The organism is Rhodococcus sp. P-2, assembly GCF_016598535.1.
Taxonomy (GTDB): domain Bacteria; phylum Actinomycetota; class Actinomycetes; order Mycobacteriales; family Mycobacteriaceae; genus Rhodococcus_F; species Rhodococcus_F baikonurensis.
Genome location: NZ_CP066779.1, coordinates 1,081,089 through 1,100,644, shown reverse-complemented (window position 1 = coordinate 1,100,644; position 19,556 = coordinate 1,081,089). Strand labels below are relative to the sequence as shown.

Here is a 19,556-nt window from a genome sequence, read left to right as displayed (position 1 = left end):
GCCGTGACAATCACTTCTGTACTGGTCGCCAATCGTGGCGAAATCGCCCGCCGTGTCTTTGCAACCTGCCGCAAGAACGGAATCGGCACGGTCGCGGTATTTTCCGACGCGGATGCCGACAGCCCGCACGTCGCCGAAGCCGACGCGTCCGTTCGGCTGCCGGGTAACACGCCCGCCGAGACCTACCTGCGGGGTGAGCTGATCATCGCCGCTGCAAAGGCTTCGGGCGCCGACGCCATTCACCCCGGCTACGGGTTCCTGTCCGAGAACGCGGAGTTCGCGCGCAGCGTCATCGACGCGGGGCTGACGTGGATCGGCCCACCCGTCGAATCCATCGAGCTGATGGGGTCGAAGGTCGAGTCCAAGAAGATCATGGATGCCGCCGGAGTGCCGGTGCTGTCCGAACTCGATCCCGCTGCGGTGACCGAAGCGCATCTGCCGGTGCTCATCAAGGCGTCGGCGGGCGGCGGCGGACGCGGAATGCGTGTCGTTCGTGAATTGTCGGCGCTGGACGGCGAACTGGAAGCGGCGCGGCGTGAGGCGCAGTCCGCTTTCGGTGACCCGACGGTCTTCTGCGAGCGCTACCTCGAAACCGGTCGGCACATCGAGGTTCAGGTCATGGCCGACCGCCACGGCGGCGTGTGGGCGGTGGGAGAGCGCGAGTGCTCGATCCAGCGTCGACACCAGAAGGTCGTCGAAGAGGCGCCGTCTCCGCTCGTGCAACGCATCCCCGCCATGCGCGACAAGCTTTTCGACGCCTCGCGGCTCGCCGCCAATGCCATCGGCTACGAAGGGGCGGGAACCGTCGAGTTCCTCGCCGACGAAAAGGGCGACTTCTTCTTCCTCGAGATGAACACTCGTTTGCAGGTGGAGCACCCGGTCACCGAGTGCACCACGGGGCTCGACCTGGTGGAGCTGCAATTGCAGGTGGCGTCGGGTGACACGCTGCCGGACGAGCAGCCCGAGATCCGCGGACATTCCATCGAGGTGCGTCTGTACGCCGAGGATCCCGCCAAGAACTGGCAGCCGCAGAGCGGAACCGTTCACCACATCGAGTTGCCCGGAAACGTGGCAGAATTCAGTGTTCTGCGCGAGCAGGGTGTTCGCCTCGATTCCGGCGTCGTCGACGGCAGTGTTGTCGGCGTCCACTACGACCCGATGTTGGCCAAAGTCATCTCGTACGCGCCGACCAGAACGGCAGCTGCGCGGCTGCTCGGATCGACGCTGGCGCGCACCAGGATTCACGGCCTGCGCACCAACCGGGACCTGCTCGTCAACGTCCTGAGCCACCCGGCCTTCATTGCGGGAGACACCGACACGGCGTTCTTCGAGACCCACGACCTCGAGAAACTGTCAACGCCTCTGGCCGACACTGACGCCGAAAGACTTTCGGCGCTGGCGGCTGCACTTGCCGATGCCGCGCACAACCGGGCGTCGGCCCGCGTCATCGGCCGCTTGCCCAGCGGGTGGCGCAACCTGCCGTCGCAGCCGCAGAGCAAGAGTTATTCCACTGCGTCGGGCGACTACGACGTCCGCTACTTCCTGAGCCGAAGCGGCGTGCTGAGTGCAGAAGGCTTCGACGACGTGAGTCTGGTGTCGGCTACTGCGTCCCGGGTAGTGCTCGAGGAAAGCGGAGTACGGCGTTCGTTCGACGTGGCGGTCTACGGGAGTGAGATTTTCGTCGACTCCTCGCTCGGGCCCGTCGCGTTGTCGGCAGCACCGCGCTTCGTGGATCCGTCGGCGGAGGTCGCCGCCGGTTCGTTGCTCGCTCCGATGCCGGGCTCGGTCATCCGCCTTGGCGCCGCCCTCGGTGACACCGTCACTGCCGGCCAGCCGATTCTGTGGCTCGAGGCCATGAAGATGGAACACACCGTCACCGCGCCGACTGCCGGTGTCCTGGTGGAACTTCCGGTTGCCGTCGGCCAGCAGGTCGAGGTCGGATCGGTACTCGCACGTGTGGAAGAACCCGCTACAGAAGAGGAAGCATGATGAGTTTCATCGAAACCGAAGAGCAGAAGGAACTGCGGGCATCCGTTTCCAAACTGGGTGAGCGCTTCAACTACGTCGACTACGTGCTGCCCAAGGCACGAAAGGGTGAGCCGCTCACCGAATTGTGGAACGAGGCGGGCAAACTCGGATTCCTCGGCGTCAACCTGCCGGAGGAATACGGCGGCGGCGGTGCGGGGATCTACGAACTCGCGCTGGTGCAGGAGGAATTGGCGGCACAGGGTGCCGGTCTGCTCCTGGTTGTCGTCTCGCCGGCCATCTGCGGCACCATCATCGGCAAGTACGGCACGGCGGAGCAGAAGCAGCAATGGCTACCCAGCCTCGCCGATGGATCCAAGATCATGGCGTTCGGAATCACCGAGGCGGACGCTGGTTCCAACTCGCATCAGATCACGACGACTGCTCGGCGTGACGGAGAAGACTGGATCCTGAGCGGGAACAAGATTTACATCTCGGGTGTCGATCAGGCTGATGCGGTTCTCATCGTTGCGCGCACCGAGGACTCCAAGACCGGCAAGCTCAAGCCCGCTCTGTTCATCGTCCCCACGGATTCTCCCGGATTCGTGAAGACGCAGATGGAGATGGACATCATCGAACCGGACCACCAGTTCATCCTCTTTCTCGACGATGTGCGTCTGCCGGCCGACGCTCTGGTCGGCGAAGCCGATGCCGCTCTGATGCAGTTGTTCGCCGGCCTGAACCCCGAGCGCATCCTGGGTGCGTCGATGGCCATCGGAATGGGCCGTTACGCCCTGAACGCTGCGGTGAAGTTCGCGAACGAGCGCACCGTCTGGAAGACGCCGATCGGTGCGCACCAAGGTATTTCGCATCCACTCGCCCAGGTGAAGATCGAACTCGAGCTCGCCAAGCTGATGATGCAGAAGGCTGCGGTGCTCTACGACAGTGGCGACGATTTCGGTGCTGCCGAAGCCGCGAACATGGCGAAGTACGCGGCCGCCGAAGCCAGCATCAAGGCACTCGATCAGGCGATCCAGACGCACGGCGGCGCAGGCCTGACGAAGGAATACGGGTTGGCTGCCATGCTCGGCGCGGCACGTATCGCCCGCGTTGCCCCGGTGAGCCGCGAGATGATCCTCAACTTCGTCTCGCAACACTCTCTCGGTCTGCCTCGGTCCTACTAGACGGTCTCACGAGAAAGGGCGAAGCATGACGGACGAGGACAAGCCATACGTACGGTACGACGTATCGGGCGGTGCGGCCACGATCACTCTCGACTCACCACACAACCGCAACGCGATTTCGACGCGGTTGGTCACGGAGTTGCAGGCTGGGCTGACGTCGGCGGCGGCCGATCCGGAAGTTCGAGCCGTGGTGCTCACTCACACCGGTGGAACATTCTGCGCGGGAGCCGATCTCAGTGAGGCCTCGGGGTCGTCGGCATCTCCGGAGGAGGCCGTCAAGGAGCGAGGACGGGGAATGTTGACGCTCTTGCGCAGCATTCTCGAGCTTCCCAAGCCGGTGATCGGGCGGATCGACGGTCACGTCCGGGCCGGGGGTATGGGTCTTGTCGGGGCGTGCGACATCGTCGTCGCCGGACCGGCGAGCACCTTCGCGGTGACGGAATCACGGTTGGGTTTGGCAGCGTCCATCGTTTCGCTCACCGTCCTACCGAGGCTCGACCAGCGATCTGCGAGCCGCTATCTACTCACCGGAGAGAAGTTCGGCCAGCACGAGGCCGAATCCATCGGACTCGTCACCGCCGCGTCGCAGGACACGGGGGAGTCGATCACCGAGCTGCTCGGGACCCTGCGCCAATGTTCACCGCAAGGGCTTGCCGAATCGAAGTGGATCACGACGCGTTCGGTCCTGGCCGGATTCGACCGGGACGGCGAGGAGATGATCGCGCAATCGGCTCGGCTGTTTTCGTCCGACGAGGCTCGTGAGGGCATGATGTCTTTCTTGCAGAAGCGTCCAGCGGCCTGGGCGCAGTAGAAACTGCGCAGCTGGGACACAGAAGCGCTGGAACACAGCAGTAGAAGGGATGGCGGCGCGATGACTCGAGAGCCCAAGCAGGACCGAAGTCGAGTCACGCGCTCCCACCTGCTGGAAGTGACTGTGGAGTGTCTCGCCGAACTCGGATGGAGCGCAACGACGATGAGCGTCGTCGCGCAGCGCGCCGGGGTGTCAAGAGGTGCGATGCAGCATCACTTCCCGACGCGTGAGGACCTCATCACCGCGGCGCTCGAGGTGATGTTCGACGCCAGGATGGACCAGGCACGCAAGGAATCCACCGACCTTCCGGTGGGTGCCGGACGAACAGAGGCGATTATTTCGCGGTTGGTCGAGTACTACACCGGAACGTTGTTCAAAGCAGCACTGCAGGTGTGGACGGCCGCCGCCTCCGACCCCGACCTGCGGGCTCGCGTGTTGCCCCTCGAGGAACGGTTCGGGCGCATCGCGCACCGGATGGCCGTCGAGAGTCTGGGTGTCGACGACTCCGATCCGGTGACGCACCGCTTGGTACAGGCGACCCTGGACCTGGCCCGTGGGCTGGGGCTTGCAGACGTCTTGACCGACGACTCGCGCCGACGCACCGAGGTGGTCAAACAGTGGGCGGCGCAATTGGATTCCACGCTGGTTCGGGTACCGGTCGCAACTCCCTGAATCGGCAGCGGCGTGGGCGCACCGATGCGCGCGACGCGCACGTGGCGTGTGTCGGGGGCCGCCGCGAAGTACAGTCGGCTCCATGGCCGCACGCACTCTCACCTCGATCGGGACTTCGGTATTGGTCTCGGCCGCCGTGCTCTCGGCTGTGGTCGGATGCAGCTCCGACGACGGGTCCGTCGATCAGCCGGGCGACGGAGCGGGTTCGCAGGCACTCGCACCTACGGATCCCGGACCGATGTTCGCCGAATGCGGCTCGGTGACCGACGAAGAAGTTGTCAGCGCCTTCAATCTCGGCGCTTTTGCGACGACGACGCGCAACGGCGTCGGTTGCCAGTGGGAAGTCGCCGGCTCGAACGGTCCGAGCGTCAGTTTCTCCTGGTACCGCGGAAGCCCGATCGGCCGCGAACGGGCCGGGTCCGACCTGCTCGGACGCCCCGCCGACGACATCACGATCGGTGGACACCAGGGCTTCATCGCGTCCACGGCAGGTTCGTTGTGCGAGTTGGGTATCGCGTTCGGCGGAGACTTCGTGCACTGGTCGATCACCTACGGTTTGCTGCCACCGACCGCGGATCCGTGCACGGTGGCACGGGATCTGATGGAAAAAACAGTGTCGAGGGCACAGTGAAGCGAGTAAGGATCGGACTCGCCGTGGCCGGGTCGCTGGTTCTGCTGACAGGCTGCGGCTCGGTGGTTACCGGGACTCCCCGCGCGGAGGGCAGCTACGGCGGTAGTGACAGCCAGGAATTCGCGAACGTCCTCCAAGAATGCGAAGCCGTCACCGACGAGCAGATCGCCGGCGCCGTGGGTGCCGACGCCGTCGGGCGTGGGTTCTTCGGCGCTATCTGCCGTTGGGACGGCATCGGCGCCGCGGGTCCGATCAAGATCACCTTCAACTGGTTCGAGACGGGCACACTCGATCACGAGCGCGCTGCTTTCGAACATCTCGGATACGTGGTGGCGAAAATCGACATCAACGGCAGTGGCGGGTACCAGGTCCGCCAGCCGGCTGATCCGCAGAGTTGCGGGGTGAGCGCGAGCGCACCGGCCGGGGGAGTGTTCGGGTGGTGGGTCACCGAGCCACAAGGCGGCGCGGATCCGTGCGACGCAGCGGCAAAGCTCGGCGCTTTGACGTTGAACCGCAGCATCTGATCGCGACCGGTCCGATTGGGTGGTCGCACTGCGCGCTCAGAGTGGCGCTCAGAGTGGGTGGTCAGGGCGTGAGGTCACTATCACCGTGGCCTCGCTTTGACCTCGTGGCGCGCCGACAGGTATCGTCATGGGTCGTGTCCGGCATGCCCGGGCCGATCTGTGTGCCTAGCTAGGTATTGCCGTGCGCGCGTTCGAGCAGAATCTGCTGATGAACGAGCATCCGGCTGCCTGTGTGGGGGTATGCGACACGCCCGACCTCGGGGGCGGTGCACGGCATGAAAGTGCTGAGTACACACTCTGAGGTGGGTGAGGAGCAGCAGCTCTCTTGCTCCAACTGCTAGATCCCTAATTTCAGAACAGCCACGTTTTCGAACGGCCCGAGTTCGCTCGAGCAGTCTGTTCGTCACAAGAAAGCCGGTAAATGCCAACCATCAACCAGCTGGTCCGCAAGGGTCGCCGCGACAAGACCGCCAAGGTCAAGACGGCAGCCCTCAAGGGCAGCCCGCAGCGTCGTGGCGTGTGCACTCGCGTGTACACCACCACCCCCAAGAAGCCGAACTCCGCGCTCCGTAAGGTCGCACGTGTTCGCCTCACGACTTCGGTCGAGGTCACCGCGTACATCCCCGGCGAAGGTCACAACCTTCAGGAGCACTCCATGGTGCTCGTCCGTGGCGGTCGTGTGAAGGACCTCCCGGGTGTCCGCTACAAGATCATCCGCGGCTCCCTCGACACCCAGGGTGTCAAGGGTCGCAAGCAGGCACGCAGCCGCTACGGCGCCAAGAAGGAGAAGAGCTAATGCCACGTAAGGGCCCCGCTCCGAAGCGCCCGCTCATCAACGACCCGGTTTACGGTTCCCCGTTGGTGACGCAGCTCGTCAACAAGATCCTGCTGGACGGCAAGAAGTCCACCGCAGAGCGAATCGTGTACCAGGCTCTCGAGCAGGCACGCGAGAAGACCGGCACCGATCCGGTCGTCACTCTCAAGCGCGCCCTGGACAACGTCAAGCCTGCACTCGAGGTTCGTAGCCGCCGCGTCGGTGGCGCTACCTACCAGGTGCCGGTCGAGGTTCGCCCCGGTCGTTCCACCACGCTGGCACTGCGCTGGCTGGTCACCTTCTCGCGTGCACGTCGTGAGAAGACCATGGTCGAGCGTCTCGCCAACGAGCTCCTCGATGCCAGCAATGGCCTCGGTGCAGCTGTGAAGCGTCGCGAAGACACTCACAAGATGGCCGAAGCCAACAAGGCATTCGCCCACTACCGCTGGTGATGTAAAGCGTCGGAGCAACTGCCATCGGGTGGGGCTCCGACGCTTGTCGCCGTTGGCGACTTGTTCATCTCGCCGGATTCCGGACGCAGGTGGCCAGGTTCGCCTCGGCAGAGACATAATTGAAAGACCATGGCCCTGACGGTGGAACACACCGATAAGGCCGACACCCGAAAACCAAGCAACGAGCGGGGAAGAAACCTGTGGCACAGGAAGTGCTGACTGACCTGAACAAGGTCCGCAACATCGGCATCATGGCGCACATCGATGCCGGCAAGACCACCACCACCGAGCGCATCCTGTTCTACACCGGTGTCAATTACAAGATCGGTGAGACGCACGACGGTGCGTCGACGACGGACTGGATGGAGCAGGAGAAGGAACGCGGCATCACGATCACGTCTGCCGCCGTGACTTGCTTCTGGAACAACAACCAGATCAACATCATCGACACCCCCGGCCACGTCGACTTCACGGTCGAGGTGGAGCGGTCGCTGCGCGTGCTCGACGGCGCAGTTGCTGTCTTCGACGGTAAAGAGGGTGTCGAGCCGCAGTCCGAGCAGGTTTGGCGTCAGGCTGCCAAGTACGACGTTCCGCGCATCTGCTTCGTCAACAAGATGGACAAGATGGGCGCGGACTTCTACTTCACAGTCCAGACCATCATCGACCGCTTGGGCGCGAAGCCGCTCGTTCTCCAGCTGCCCATCGGCGCTGAGGACGACTTCGACGGCGTCGTCGACCTGGTCGAGATGAAGGCCATCACCTGGCGCGGCGTGGTCCCGACGGGAACCGCTCCGACCATCGAGGAGATCCCCGCGGATCTCGTCGAGAAGGCTGCCGAGTACCGCGAGAAGCTGCTCGAAACGGTTGCCGAGTCCGACGAAGCTCTCATGGAGAAGTACTTCGGCGGCGAAGAGCTCACCATCGAGGAGATCAAGGGCGCCATCCGCAAGATGACGGTCGCCTCCGAGCTGTACCCGGTTCTCTGTGGCTCCGCGTTCAAGAACAAGGGCGTTCAGCCCATGCTCGACGCTGTCATCGACTACCTTCCGAACCCGTTGGACATCGGTGAGGTCATCGGCCACAAGCTCGGTGACGAAGAAGTAGAGATCACTCGCAAGCCGAGCAAGGACGAGCCGTTCTCGGCTCTCGCCTTCAAGATCGCTGCTCACCCGTTCTTCGGCAAGCTGACCTTCGTGCGCGTCTACTCGGGTCGTATCGATCCGGGTGCTCAGGTGCTCAATGCCACCAAGGGCAAGAAGGAGCGCATCGGAAAGCTCTTCCAGATGCACGCCAACAAGGAGAACCCGGTAGACGAGGCCGTAGCCGGCCACATCTACGCGATGATCGGCCTCAAGGACACCACCACCGGTGACACCTTGTGCGATCAGGCGAGCCCCATCGTCCTCGAGTCGATGTCGTTCCCCGCGCCGGTCATCCAGGTCTCCATCGAGCCCAAGACCAAGTCCGACCAGGAAAAGCTGGGCGTCGCGATCCAGAAGCTCGCCGAAGAGGATCCGACCTTCTCGGTCGAACTCGACGAAGAGACCGGCCAGACCGTCATCGGCGGTATGGGCGAGCTCCACCTCGACATCCTCGTCGACCGCATGCGCCGCGAGTTCAAGGTCGAGGCGAACGTCGGTAAGCCGCAGGTTGCGTACCGCGAGACCATCACCAAGAAGGTCGAGAAGCACGACTACACCCACAAGAAGCAGACGGGTGGCTCGGGCCAGTTCGCAAAGGTCATCATCGCTCTGGAGCCTTTCGTGGGCGAAGACGGTGCTACCTACGAGTTCGAGAACAAGGTCTCCGGCGGACGTATCCCGCGCGAGTACATCCCCTCCGTGGATGCCGGTGCGCAGGACGCGATGCAGTACGGTGTTCTCGCCGGCTACCCGCTCGTGAACCTGAAGCTGTCGCTGCTCGATGGTGCTTACCACGACGTCGACTCCTCGGAAATGGCGTTCAAGGTTGCCGGTTCGCAGGCACTGAAGGAAGCCGCCCGCAAGGCCGGCCCCGTCATTCTCGAGCCGCTCATGGCTGTCGAGGTCACAACGCCCGAGGAGTACATGGGCGACGTGATCGGCGACCTCAACTCCCGCCGTGGCCAGATCCAGGCCATGGAGGAACGCAGTGGTGCCCGTGTCGTGAAGGCGCTGGTTCCGCTCTCGGAGATGTTCGGTTACATCGGTGACCTGCGGTCGAAGACCCAGGGCCGAGCGAACTTCTCCATGGTGTTCGATTCCTACGCAGAGGTTCCCGCGAACGTCTCGAAGGAAATCATCGCCAAGGCGACGGGCGAGTAAGCACAGCGAGCTCCCCAGCCCGCGCCGGCAAGCGACCTCGGTTTCTTCCGGCACGAAGCACGACCAAGTAACAACCAACCGCACTGCTGCATACGGCAAGCAACAACAGTCCAGGAGGACACAAAGTGGCGAAGGCGAAGTTCGAGCGGACGAAGCCGCACGTGAACATCGGCACCATTGGTCACGTCGACCACGGCAAGACCACGACGACGGCGGCCATCACCAAGGTTCTCGCGGATGCATTCCCCGACCTGAACGAGGCTTCGGCCTTCGATCAGATCGACAAGGCTCCCGAGGAAAAGGCTCGTGGCATCACGATCAACATCTCGCATGTTGAGTACCAGACGGAAAAGCGCCACTACGCGCACGTCGATGCACCGGGTCACGCCGACTACATCAAGAACATGATCACCGGCGCAGCTCAGATGGACGGCGCTATCCTCGTCGTCGCAGCTACCGACGGCCCGATGCCCCAGACGCGCGAGCATGTCCTGCTCGCTCGCCAGGTTGGCGTTCCTTACATCCTCGTCGCCCTGAACAAGGCCGACATGGTTGACGACGACGAGATCCTCGAGCTCGTCGAGATGGAGGTCCGCGAACTGCTGGCCGCTCAGGAATTCGACGAGGAAGCCCCCGTCATTCCGATCTCGGCACTCAAGGCACTCGAGGGTGACCCGAAGTGGACGCAGTCCATTCTCGACCTGATGGCTGCTGTCGACGAGTCCATCCCGGACCCGATTCGTGAGACCGAGAAGCCCTTCCTCATGCCCGTCGAGGATGTCTTCACGATCACCGGCCGTGGCACCGTTGTCACCGGTCGTATCGAGCGTGGCGTTGTCAACGTCAACGAAGAGGTCGAGATCGTCGGCATCAAGGAAACCTCGACCAAGACCACGGTCACGGGTATCGAGATGTTCCGCAAGCTGCTCGACTCGGGCCAGGCCGGCGACAACGTCGGACTGCTCGTTCGTGGCATCAAGCGCGAAGATGTCGAGCGTGGACAGGTTGTCGTCAAGCCGGGCACCACGACTCCCCACACGGAGTTCGAGGGCCAGGCATACATCCTGTCGAAGGACGAGGGCGGCCGCCACACCCCGTTCTTCAACAACTACCGCCCGCAGTTCTACTTCCGTACCACGGACGTTACGGGCGTCGTGACGCTGCCTGAGGGCACCGAGATGGTCATGCCCGGTGACAACACCGAGATGTCCGTCAAGCTCATCCAGCCTGTCGCCATGGACGAGGGCCTGCGCTTCGCAATTCGCGAAGGCGGCCGTACGGTCGGCGCCGGCAAGGTTGCCAAGATCATCAAGTGAGACTCTTGTCTCGCTAGCTGATTCACAGCACTGAAAAAGGCGCTCATTCCCTTCGGGGAGTGAGCGCCTTTTCTGTGTCTGTGGTCAGGCGGTCTGGTGGCTGGTGAGGTTTGCCTACTTCGTTGCTTCGACCCGGTCGAGATGTAACAGGACCTGTACCGCGACGGGTGAGCCGTCGAGGCTTCGCCTGGTCGCACGGGCGATGCCTTCTGCCTGAGTAGTGAAGCCGACGACGTCGATCGCCGGGTCCGCCGTGACGACGACGGACAGCGTCGGCAGTCCGCGATCGACCGTCGCTTTGCTTCGGGTGCTTCGCACGCCCGGCAGTTGTGCGAGTTCGGAGGCCACGCCGTCGGCGACTGGTCCCAGATCCACACTGACGTCGGTACCGGATTCGTTGTGCCGCAACGTGACTGCGCTCGTTCGGCGCCGGCGAAGGTTCAGGTACAAAAGCCCGAAACCGGTGAAGACGCAGAGTACGAAGGTGCCGGACAGCACCCAGTGCCACCAAGGCTCCTCCGGAAGGCCGAAGAGGACCTCCCGATCGAGTCGTGACACCCAGGTTCGAATCAGTGAGGCACCCGCGTCCCATGCGATGGCGTAGGCGCCTGCCGCCAGGAGCGCGATTCCGGAAATCAGGACGATGGTCCGATCGACCGCGGAAATCCAACGGTTCACGAGGCGTCCTTTCGTCGTACGGCAGCTTCTCGCACGACAACCGAAAGTTGCAGTGGCTGCTGCAGTATCGCGAGATGTGGTCGTACGGCCGCGTCCACGGCCGCGGCAAGTTCGGCCCGATCGCCACCGGTCGATTCGATGTGGACTTTGACGTGTCTGCGGTCGACGCTCGTGTGGGCCGAATCGACGCCGGGAACGACCGCTGCGTGGCTACTGCACAGGCGTGCAATGTCCGTCGGTCGCATCCATACCGTCGATGCTTTCGGGTTACCCAGTGGGACATGGGTTTTCGCACGACGTTTGATCGCCGACATTATCAGGACCACACCCGCGACAACGGCAGCGATCGCTACCGGAAGCAGCCACGGTTGCCAGTGCAGCCGCGACGTCCACTCCACGGAGTTTCGGATCCAGGGTGCCGATTCGAAAGTTCCACGGTTGATGAACCATTCGCGCGAGACCACGAAGGCGAGTGCGAGTAGACCGCACGCGATGACGACGGCCGAAACCGCGGCCGCCGGGTTCGCGGAGGGAACTCGGGGTGGAATCGGATCCGAGAGTGCCTCCTGCGCCGGGCCTTCGGCGATTTCGACGCCGGAAACACATGACTCGTCAGTGCCCTCGGTTGCCGCGATCATGACGTTCATGTCGTGGAGGGGCAGGCCGGTCAGCGACTCGACACTGCGTCCGACTTCTGCCCGCACGCGGCCCGTCAATTCGGTGACCGAGCACGGCCACGACACAGCGAGGAACAGATTGATGGCCACGGCGTCACTGCCCATCGAGATGTCGGCTCGCGGAAGGTCGCGCCCGGTCAGGCGGGTCAAACCGCCTGACTGACGGACCACTCCCGGAACGTTCACCGCTGCGGCCGTGGCGATCTTGGCCATCGCACGGTCCTTGATGACCAACGAGCCGCGTAGGCCAGGATCGTCCGCTGCGCTGGGATCGGACGGCTCAGCCACGGCCACGGCTTCGGAGGATCGCGCCGAGATCGAGATGCCCGTCGCGGTGTGCTCCGATCGCCATACCGGCGGCGCCGAGCAGGACTGCGAAGACGAATCCGCTGAACCCACCCATGATTCCGGCGAGCGCGAGGAGCAGACCGACCAGCAGTCCGACGGTGGTGCTGTTCATGTCAGTTCCCTTCTCGAATGTTCGGTGCGATGTCGGTGACTGCGTTCTCGGAGGCGCTGGGCAGATATCCCGCGGTCGACAGGTCTCCGACCGTCACGTTCACCGGTACGTCGACCAATCTCGCCACCACTGCTCGGACGCGTTCGGCGACGCTGCGAACGTCGGCCGGGTAGTGAACGGAAATGTGTACAGCACAAGAGTTTTCGTCGACGACAACGCCGGTGATTCGACGTCCCGGTAGGTAGGTTCCCACCTCGCCGAACTGTCCGCCGTGTAGATCTGCCACTTCCGGGATCGCAAGAACTGCGTCGGCGACAACCTCGGCCGCGTCGATCTCGCGGCCGGCGTCGGCGGTACTCACTGAACCCTCGGCTTGGCTTCCGGATCGGTACTGCCGCCGCTCTCGGCATCCTCGAAGAGCATGACGTCGAAGACCGTGATGTTGACCTCGGTGACCTCGAGGCCGGTCATGCTTTCGACTGCGGCAATGACGTTTCGACGGATACCCACCGCCAGTTCGTGGAGTGCGACGCCGTATTCGGCGACAATGCCGATGTCGATGGCGGCTTGTTTCTCGCCCACTTCCACCGCCACGCCCTGGGCATGGTTGACGCGGGCGCCCGGAATGCGGTCGCGAAGTGCCCCTACCGCACGCGCTGTGCCCCCGCCGACGTCGTACACGCCGTTGATCTCGCGTGTTGCTATACCGGCGATCTTGGCGACCACGGCGTCGGCGATGATCGTCTTGCCCTGGGTGCTGACTAGTTCCGCGCCACCGTCGGCGCCGAATCGGACGCTGTTCTTTTCACTGGAATCGCTGGTCATGGGGGCTCCCTGCTCATGTGTCAGTGCGTGCGTCTGAAGTACCTCCAACTGTAGTGACTGGTAGGTGGCCATGCGGGATGCACCACACCTACTCCGGCATTTGGTATGGCAGAGTCGGAGGCAAATAGTGACGGCGTTCATAGTGAGCGCTGCAAGTGACGTGGGTCGGACAGGGTGGTACGTGGTGGCACGGATAGTGATCGTGGGTGCGGGTTTGTCAGGACTGCGGACCGTCGAGGAACTACGGCGAGCGGGTTTCGAGGGTGAGTTGACGCTCGCCGGTGGGGAAACGCATCTGCCTTACGACAGGCCTCCGTTGTCGAAGGAAGTGATCCGCGGTGACAAGGACGAGACGACCTTGCGTCCGGCCGAGTTCTACGTCGAGAACAAGGTCGACCTCAAGCTCGGTTCGCCGGCGACGTCCGTGAACACTGCGGCGAAGTCGGTGGCGTTCGCCGACGGATCCACCCTGGACTACGACGAGTTGGTGATCGCGACCGGCCTGACGCCGCGTCGCATCGCCGGCCTTCCGGACCTCTCGGGGGTGCACGTTCTGCGCTCCATCGAGGAAGCGTTGGCTCTTCGCGCCGATCTGGCCCCGGGCAAGCGTGCGCTGATCGTCGGGGCCGGCTTCATCGGCTGTGAACTGGCCGCAAGCATGAAGTCTCACGGCGTCGACGTCGTCTTGCTCGAACCTCAGCCGACGCCGCTGGCGTCTGTACTCGGACCCACCGTTGGCGCCCTCGTCGAGCGTCTGCATCGGAACGAGGGCATCGACGTCCGCGTCGGTACCGGCTTGACCTCGTTGTCCGGCGACGGAGCGGTTGCCGCTGCGACCTTGAGCGACGGTTCGGAGATCCCGGTCGACGTGGTCGCGATCGGAGTCGGTTCGGTGCCGGTAACGGGGTGGCTCGACGGTTCGGGAATCGAACTCGACAACGGAGTGCTCTGCGACGGCGTCGGCCGCACCAGTACCGAACACGTATGGGCGGTCGGCGACGTCGCGTCCTGGCAGATCGGTGATCGACGCAAGCGCGTCGAGCACTGGACCAATGCGGGCGACCAGGCCAAGATCCTGGCGGGAGCGATCACCGGAACGGGTGATCCGGATGCTCCGGCGCAGGTTCCGTACTTCTGGAGCGATCAGTACGACGTCAAGATCCAGGCATTGGGCACCGTCGCACCCACGGACACCGTTCACATCGTCAAGGACGACGGCCGCAAGTTCGTCGCCTACTACGAGCGCGACGGCGTGTTGGCGGCTGTCGTCGGCGGAGGCAGTGCGGGAGCGGTGATGAAGATGCGTGCAAAGATCGCGGCCGGCACGCCCATCTCGGACGTGTTGGAGTCCACACCGGCCTGAACGGATGCGGCAGGACCGGTTCCGAGACGATAGATTTGTGCGGTGATCGTTGCACTCATCGACTCGGGACTGGGCCTGCTGCCTACCTCTGCGTGGCTCAGACGCCTGCGCCCGGATCTCGATCTGGTGCTGTCCCTGGATCCGGACGGCGCCCCTTGGGGCCCCAAGCCCGAGCCGTGGGTCGTCGACCGGGTACTCGGTGCTGTGCGGCGGAGCCTCGATCGTGGGGCGCAGGTCATCGTTCTTCCGTGCAATACCGCCAGCGTCACCGCGCTGCCGCACGTCCGCGAACTGGTCGGACCGGGTGTGCCGGTCATCGGAACGGTGCCCGCGATCAAGCCCGCCGCCGCCGCGTGCGATTCCGTGGCGATCTGGGCTACAGCCGCCACGACTGCCAGCCGGTACCAAGCTGATCTGATCGAACAGTTCGGAAACGGTGCAAAGGTCGTCGGAGTGCCGTGCCACGGCCTGGCCGACTCGATCGATCTCGGTGATCGCGCGGCCGCACTCGCTGCCATCGATTCCGCAGTGGCGCGAACACCGGACGACGTCAGCGGCGTTGTCCTCGGCTGCACGCACTACCCACTGCTCGCCGACGAAATCGCAGCGCGGTTACCCGCCGGCGTCACACTCTTCGACAGCGCCGAAGCCGTTGCACGACAGACTTTGCGGCGGATCGACGGGCTCGGTGCCGCGGGTGAAGGATCGGGAACCGTCGAGGTTTTCGTGAGTGGACGTCCGGGCGCACTACCGCCCAGCGCCGAAGCCTTCGACGCCGGGCGGTTGTTGGGCGCGATCAAAGCCTGATCCAGCCGCCCTGTCAATGGGCAGCAACGCCGCCGTGTCAATGGGCAGCAACGCCGCCGTGTCAATGGGCAGCTACGCCGCCGTGACCCCCGTGATGCATCCGCGCACTCATCACCGGCATCGCACTCACCGCGACCACAACGGTCAGGACCCCGACCACCCAGGCCGTCCACGACGCACCGCGTAGAGCGTCGAAGTTCATGACCCAGGGTGAAATGAACATCAAGACGCCGAAAACGCCCATCGCGTAATCCGCCATGGCCATGTCCGGACGAGCCATGTGTGCCAGACCCGACAGTGCAACCAGGACACCCAGGACGACGAGTGACCACATTGCCCGATCGGTGGTGTCGAGCCACATCGGCGAGAGAGCCGCAAAGACGCCGAGAACCACCGCGACGGCATCTTGCATTCGATTCCACGACTTCATGACGAGACCTCCAAAGACGAGAGTGTGTCCACCTGTAGTACACGCCCGCGGCAAGTCGAGATCAACTCTCCGCCAATTGCATTCGCGTTGCAGTTAGAAGCGGTGCGGAGGCTTGAATATCAAGATTTGTGACCATTCGTCCGGATTGCCACGAGGCCGCGCGGAGCACTTGCCGCGATATGTCCCGAGAGTGCCATGAGGGTGAGAGTGGTGAATGCGATAGCGGCGGTGATCATGGGTGGTCCTTTCACTGACTGTCCTCGAGTGTCGTCTGCCGACCTGTGGCCGAGCAGGGCGCACGGTGTGAGGACGCTGAGAGAATCGAAGAGTTCGCACCGCAACCCGTGAGAAGGTTCTGGAGTGACGCAATCGAGTGCCCAGGACGTGATCGAGCAGTTGGCCGATCTCGCGGATCCCGCGGATGCCGTCCACCTACAGCGGTTCTTCAAGACGGGGCCGGGGGAGTACGGCGAGGGTGACGTGTTCATCGGAGTGCGAGTGCCGAAGACGCGCTCGGTGGTGAAGAAACATGTCGGCCTCGCGTTGCCTCAGGTACGCCTCCTTCTCGACAGCGACGTCCACGAGCACCGGTTGGCCGGGCTGCTGATCCTGGTTGCTCAATTCGAAAAGGTCAGTCGCCCAAAATTTTTCGACGGCGAGAGTCGCGCCCGCATCGCCGACTTCTATCTCGGCGCTGTCGAGGACGGGCGGGTGAACAATTGGGATCTCGTGGATTCGTCCGCCGGACAGATCCTCGGCGGCTGGTTGTACGACCGAGATCGTCGGCTGATCTTCGAGCTTTCCGATTCGGGTGACCTGTGGCGACGACGGGTGGCGCTGCTGACGACGTACGGGTTCATCACTCGTGGCGACGCGTCGACCACGCTCGAACTCGCCGCGCAGGTGCTGGGCGATCGACGGGACCTGACACAGAAGGCCATGGGTTGGATGCTCCGCGAGGTCGGCAAACGGGTGGATCGGGATTTGTTGACCGACTTCCTCGCAGAGAATGCAGCAGACATGGGACGCACAGCGCTGAGCTACGCGTGCGAACACCTGACCGCAGACGAGCGAGCGCACTTCCGAGCGGCCCGCTAGCGAAGTACCGCTCGGTAGGTTGTGGGACGATTCTCGGTATGCCCGCCACCCGTGTCGAGGCGTCTCGAATTGTGACGATCGGTTCACTGATCGCTGCCGGCGTCGCAGCTCTGTGTTATCTGGTGTACTCCGTTCGAGCCGTCGAACCCGTAGATTTTCTCGTCTACCGCTACGCCGCCCAGGCATTCGCAGCGGGATCGAACATCTACGAGGGCAATCTTGTCGGCCCGTTGATCGTCGACGAGGGCATGCCGTTCACCTACACCCCGTTCGCGGCGATCTTTCTCCGGCCGACTGTTCTCTTCGACTGGTGGACGGCTTATCTGCTGTGGTCGGGCTTGTGCATCGCGGCGGTGGTGTGGACGGTTGCGAGGTTCACTCCCGCTCGCGTCCCGAAGCGGCCGCTCGTCATGGCGGCATTGGTCCTGGCCGTGTCGGTGACGCCCATCGTCAGTGCACACATCTCTTTCGGCCAGGTGAACCTGGTGCTCATGGTGCTCGTACTGCTCGACGTGACCCGTAGTGAGCATTCGAGGTTCGGCCGGTGGTTTCCGCGAGGACTTCTGATCGGTATCGCGGCCGCGATCAAGCTGACGCCGGCGCTGTTCGTCGTCTACTTCGTCGTCACGAAGCAGTGGCGACTCGCGATCTGGAGTTCGATCGGATTTGCCGCGGCGACTGCCGTCGCGGCAGTGGTGGACCCGGCCGTCAGCTGGACCTTCTGGTCGGACGTCGTCTGGAATCTCAGTGACCGGGTGGATTTGAGTGGGCAGGCGATCGCGAGCGCCGGCAACAGTTCGCTGCAGGGCGGACTTGCGGCGCTGGGCACATGGACAGCGTCTCTGACGATGCCGTTGACAGTGCTGTGTGCGGCGGTAGCGCTCTGGATCGCCCGAGACGTCTATCGCGTCGGGCGCGCGGTCGATGCGGCGTTGGTGATCGGATTGAGCGCGCCGATTCTTTCGCCGATCAGCTGGATTCACCACTGGGTGTATCTCGTGCCTGCTGCCGTCACGGTTCTCTTTCGGCTTCGATCGCCGCTGCAGTTCGGTTCGGCCGCTCTGGGCTTGGCAATCGTCTACTGCGGGCCGAGCATGGGCCAGCAGTTCATCGAGACGTCGCCTCTCCTGCTGCCGGTGGGGTTGGTCCTGCGGGAGGGTTTCCTGATCGTGACCCTGGTACTGATCTTCGCACTGTGGCGGTTGCCCACGACGGCGCCTGCGTGGGTGTCGGGGCGGGACTCCGAAGATGGCTCGGATGATGACAAAGCCCCCGATTCCGCAGGGAATCAGGGGCCGTCATGCATCGAAGCAGGGTTCAGAACTCGATCTTCAGGTGATCGGTGATCGGCTTCGCCTGGCAACCGAGGATGTAGCCGTTCGCCACGTCCTCGGCGTCGAGGATTTCGGAGTTGTCCATCTGAACTTCACCTTCGGTGACGGTGCAGGCACACGACCCGCACTCACCTTCCTGGCAGGAGTACGGAACATCGAGGCCCTTGGCGAGCATGATGTCGACGAGCGTCTGCTTGCGCGGCCAGACGAGGGTGTGGGTTTCACCGTCCAGTTCGACCTCGACGGTTGCGGCGTCGGCTGCTTCTTCGTCGGAGACCTCGGCTACCTCGACGTCACGGAACGGGTCGCCGGCGAGTGAATTGAAGACCTCGGCGTGAACCTGCGTGCGGGGCATGCCGGCCTCTGCCAGTGCCTTGTGGACGGCGTCCATGAAGGGGCCTGGACCGCACATGAAGGCTTCGTACGCGACAAATGGCTTGGCCAGTGTCGCCAACTGTGAGACGGCGGGGAGTCCCTGCACGGTTTCGATCCAGTGGACCACCGTGAGGCGGCCGGGGTGTTGCGCTGCCAACTCGCGAAGTTCGGCGCCGAAGATGACGGACTTCTCGTCGCGATTCGCGTAGATCAGCACGACGTTGCCGTTGCCCTGCGTGAGGGCGGACTTGAGGATCGAGATCACCGGAGTGATTCCGCTGCCTGCACCGAAGAGCAGGAAGTCGTGATCGAGCGACTTGGGCGTGAAGACACCTGACGGCGGCAGCACTTCGATGGTGTCGCCGACCTGGAGCTTGTCGCACAACCAGTTGGAGCCGTAACCGTCGACGGTTCGCTTGACGGTCACCTTGGGGGCGTCGTCGGTGAAAGGCGAACTGGCCAGGGAGTAGCAGCGTGCGACCGAGCCGGTCTGATCGCTCGGGATGCGCAGGGTCAGGAATTGACCGGGCTTGTAGTCGAACTTGTCCTTCAGTTCTGCGGGAATCTCGAACACCAGCGACCGGGCGTCGGAAGTCTCTTCGATGACTCCGGACACGGTGAGTACCGCCGATCGCGAGCTGTGCGGTACCTCGACTGTCGTCATCGCGAAGCTAGTCCTCTCGTGAAGCTGGGTAAAGCGCAGGTCAGTGAAGTGCAACATCTAGAACGTGTTCTAGTTCAATGTTAGCAGTGATGAAAAGCTACTGGGGATCGTAGTCGCCGAGCAACACGTTCCCGATCAGCGGGAACCGCGGCGGTCTGATCCAACCGTCCTGG

21 protein-coding genes are annotated in these 19,556 nt (G+C 63.5%); 14 read left to right on the top strand and 7 right to left on the bottom strand.

Going from position 1 to position 19,556, the window contains the following annotated elements:
- The first annotated feature begins 3 nt into the window (after positions 1-3).
- The 10 genes from I7X09_RS05070 to tuf all read left to right on the top strand — a co-directional run bounded on the left by I7X09_RS05070 (position 4) and on the right by tuf (position 10,672).
- Positions 4-1,989 carry an acetyl/propionyl/methylcrotonyl-CoA carboxylase subunit alpha gene (locus I7X09_RS05070; RefSeq protein WP_124568244.1) on the top strand — a complete coding sequence of 662 codons (1,986 nt, stop codon included), beginning with the start codon at positions 4-6 and terminating at the stop codon, positions 1,987-1,989.
- Complete coding sequence (locus I7X09_RS05065) at positions 1,989-3,149, top strand: acyl-CoA dehydrogenase family protein (RefSeq protein ID WP_033236424.1); 1,161 nt, start codon at positions 1,989-1,991, stop codon at positions 3,147-3,149. Before I7X09_RS05070 ends, I7X09_RS05065 begins: the two co-directional genes overlap by 1 nt.
- A 25-nt stretch (positions 3,150-3,174) precedes the next feature.
- Positions 3,175-3,960 (top strand): enoyl-CoA hydratase family protein, encoded by a 786-nt coding sequence (locus tag I7X09_RS05060; RefSeq protein WP_200315897.1) that lies wholly within the window; start codon positions 3,175-3,177, stop codon positions 3,958-3,960.
- Positions 3,961-4,020: 60 nt separating this feature from the next.
- The gene (locus tag I7X09_RS05055) at positions 4,021-4,632 is read left to right on the top strand and encodes a TetR/AcrR family transcriptional regulator (RefSeq protein WP_003942008.1); all 612 of its coding nucleotides are present in this window, start codon (positions 4,021-4,023) and stop codon (positions 4,630-4,632) included.
- 82 nt (positions 4,633-4,714) lie between these two features.
- Positions 4,715-5,263: a DUF3558 domain-containing protein gene (locus I7X09_RS05050; RefSeq protein ID WP_095970315.1), complete on the top strand. Its 549-nt coding sequence runs from the start codon at positions 4,715-4,717 to the stop codon at positions 5,261-5,263.
- A gap of 23 nt (positions 5,264-5,286) precedes the next feature.
- Entirely contained in the window at positions 5,287-5,787 is a 501-nt protein-coding gene (locus I7X09_RS05045; protein ID WP_234036799.1) for a DUF3558 domain-containing protein, read from the top strand.
- Between the two features lie 421 nt (positions 5,788-6,208).
- A complete protein-coding gene (rpsL, locus tag I7X09_RS05040; protein ID WP_003941908.1) occupies positions 6,209-6,583 on the top strand; it encodes a 30S ribosomal protein S12 in 375 nt (124 codons plus the stop codon).
- Positions 6,583-7,053, top strand: a complete 471-nt coding sequence (rpsG, locus tag I7X09_RS05035) for a 30S ribosomal protein S7 (RefSeq protein ID WP_003941856.1) — start codon at positions 6,583-6,585, stop codon at positions 7,051-7,053. Before rpsL ends, rpsG begins: the two co-directional genes overlap by 1 nt.
- Positions 7,054-7,253: 200 nt before the next feature.
- On the top strand, positions 7,254-9,356 hold the full coding sequence (gene fusA / locus I7X09_RS05030; protein WP_007728394.1) for an elongation factor G: 2,103 nt from the start codon (positions 7,254-7,256) through the stop codon (positions 9,354-9,356).
- Positions 9,357-9,481: 125 nt separating this feature from the next.
- Positions 9,482-10,672, top strand: coding sequence for an elongation factor Tu (tuf, locus tag I7X09_RS05025; RefSeq protein WP_003941926.1), 1,191 nt, complete (start codon positions 9,482-9,484; stop codon positions 10,670-10,672).
- A 114-nt stretch (positions 10,673-10,786) separates the two neighbouring features.
- On the opposite strand, the gene I7X09_RS05020 is transcribed toward tuf, so the two are convergent.
- The 5 genes from I7X09_RS05020 to I7X09_RS05000 are packed head-to-tail and all read right to left on the bottom strand — an operon-like array spanning position 10,787 to position 13,312.
- Positions 10,787-11,350, bottom strand: a complete 564-nt coding sequence (locus I7X09_RS05020; RefSeq protein WP_200315895.1) for a hypothetical protein — start codon at positions 11,348-11,350, stop codon at positions 10,787-10,789.
- A complete protein-coding gene (locus I7X09_RS05015; protein WP_166811237.1) occupies positions 11,347-12,321 on the bottom strand; it encodes a DUF6286 domain-containing Asp23/Gls24 family envelope stress response protein in 975 nt (324 codons plus the stop codon). The genes I7X09_RS05020 and I7X09_RS05015 overlap by 4 nt, the downstream gene beginning before the upstream one ends.
- Positions 12,308-12,487 carry a hypothetical protein gene (locus I7X09_RS05010; RefSeq protein ID WP_003942043.1) on the bottom strand — a complete coding sequence of 60 codons (180 nt, stop codon included), beginning with the start codon at positions 12,485-12,487 and terminating at the stop codon, positions 12,308-12,310. The genes I7X09_RS05015 and I7X09_RS05010 overlap by 14 nt, the downstream gene beginning before the upstream one ends.
- A gap of 1 nt (position 12,488) precedes the next feature.
- Positions 12,489-12,848 carry a hypothetical protein gene (locus I7X09_RS05005; protein ID WP_200315894.1) on the bottom strand — a complete coding sequence of 120 codons (360 nt, stop codon included), beginning with the start codon at positions 12,846-12,848 and terminating at the stop codon, positions 12,489-12,491.
- Positions 12,845-13,312, bottom strand: a complete 468-nt coding sequence (locus tag I7X09_RS05000; RefSeq protein WP_003941912.1) for an Asp23/Gls24 family envelope stress response protein — start codon at positions 13,310-13,312, stop codon at positions 12,845-12,847. The genes I7X09_RS05005 and I7X09_RS05000 overlap by 4 nt, the downstream gene beginning before the upstream one ends.
- A 184-nt stretch (positions 13,313-13,496) precedes the next feature.
- Between I7X09_RS05000 and I7X09_RS04995 the strand changes: the two genes are divergently transcribed.
- Positions 13,497-14,675, top strand: a complete 1,179-nt coding sequence (locus I7X09_RS04995; RefSeq protein WP_234036938.1) for an NAD(P)/FAD-dependent oxidoreductase — start codon at positions 13,497-13,499, stop codon at positions 14,673-14,675.
- Between the two features lie 42 nt (positions 14,676-14,717).
- Complete coding sequence (locus I7X09_RS04990) at positions 14,718-15,482, top strand: glutamate racemase (RefSeq protein WP_200315892.1); 765 nt, start codon at positions 14,718-14,720, stop codon at positions 15,480-15,482.
- A gap of 61 nt (positions 15,483-15,543) precedes the next feature.
- On the opposite strand, the gene I7X09_RS04985 is transcribed toward I7X09_RS04990, so the two are convergent.
- A complete protein-coding gene (locus I7X09_RS04985; protein ID WP_019744276.1) occupies positions 15,544-15,912 on the bottom strand; it encodes an SPW repeat domain-containing protein in 369 nt (122 codons plus the stop codon).
- 360 nt (positions 15,913-16,272) lie between these two features.
- On the opposite strand from I7X09_RS04985, the gene I7X09_RS04980 reads away from it, so the two are divergent.
- Positions 16,273-17,010 (top strand): DNA alkylation repair protein, encoded by a 738-nt coding sequence (locus I7X09_RS04980; protein WP_200315890.1) that lies wholly within the window; start codon positions 16,273-16,275, stop codon positions 17,008-17,010.
- A gap of 38 nt (positions 17,011-17,048) precedes the next feature.
- Positions 17,049-18,356, top strand: a complete 1,308-nt coding sequence (locus I7X09_RS04975) for a glycosyltransferase 87 family protein (protein ID WP_200315888.1) — start codon at positions 17,049-17,051, stop codon at positions 18,354-18,356.
- Here the strand turns inward: I7X09_RS04975 and I7X09_RS04970 are convergent.
- Positions 18,328-19,383 carry a ferredoxin--NADP reductase gene (locus I7X09_RS04970; RefSeq protein ID WP_095970470.1) on the bottom strand — a complete coding sequence of 352 codons (1,056 nt, stop codon included), beginning with the start codon at positions 19,381-19,383 and terminating at the stop codon, positions 18,328-18,330. The genes I7X09_RS04975 and I7X09_RS04970 overlap by 29 nt on opposite strands.
- Positions 19,384-19,556 lie beyond the last annotated feature (173 nt).

Coding starts and splice junctions, on each gene's coding strand:
- I7X09_RS05065 (WP_033236424.1), top strand. CDS start 1,989: ATGAGTTTCATCGAAACCGAAGAGCAGAAGGAACTGCGGGCATCCGTT.
- I7X09_RS05060 (WP_200315897.1), top strand. CDS start 3,175: ATGACGGACGAGGACAAGCCATACGTACGGTACGACGTATCGGGCGGT.
- I7X09_RS05055 (WP_003942008.1), top strand. CDS start 4,021: ATGACTCGAGAGCCCAAGCAGGACCGAAGTCGAGTCACGCGCTCCCAC.
- I7X09_RS05050 (WP_095970315.1), top strand. CDS start 4,715: ATGGCCGCACGCACTCTCACCTCGATCGGGACTTCGGTATTGGTCTCG.
- rpsL (WP_003941908.1), top strand. CDS start 6,209: ATGCCAACCATCAACCAGCTGGTCCGCAAGGGTCGCCGCGACAAGACC.
- rpsG (WP_003941856.1), top strand. CDS start 6,583: ATGCCACGTAAGGGCCCCGCTCCGAAGCGCCCGCTCATCAACGACCCG.
- I7X09_RS05010 (WP_003942043.1), bottom strand. CDS start 12,487: ATGAACAGCACCACCGTCGGACTGCTGGTCGGTCTGCTCCTCGCGCTC.
- I7X09_RS05000 (WP_003941912.1), bottom strand. CDS start 13,312: ATGACCAGCGATTCCAGTGAAAAGAACAGCGTCCGATTCGGCGCCGAC.
- I7X09_RS04985 (WP_019744276.1), bottom strand. CDS start 15,912: ATGAAGTCGTGGAATCGAATGCAAGATGCCGTCGCGGTGGTTCTCGGC.
- I7X09_RS04975 (WP_200315888.1), top strand. CDS start 17,049: ATGCCCGCCACCCGTGTCGAGGCGTCTCGAATTGTGACGATCGGTTCA.
- I7X09_RS04970 (WP_095970470.1), bottom strand. CDS start 19,383: ATGACGACAGTCGAGGTACCGCACAGCTCGCGATCGGCGGTACTCACC.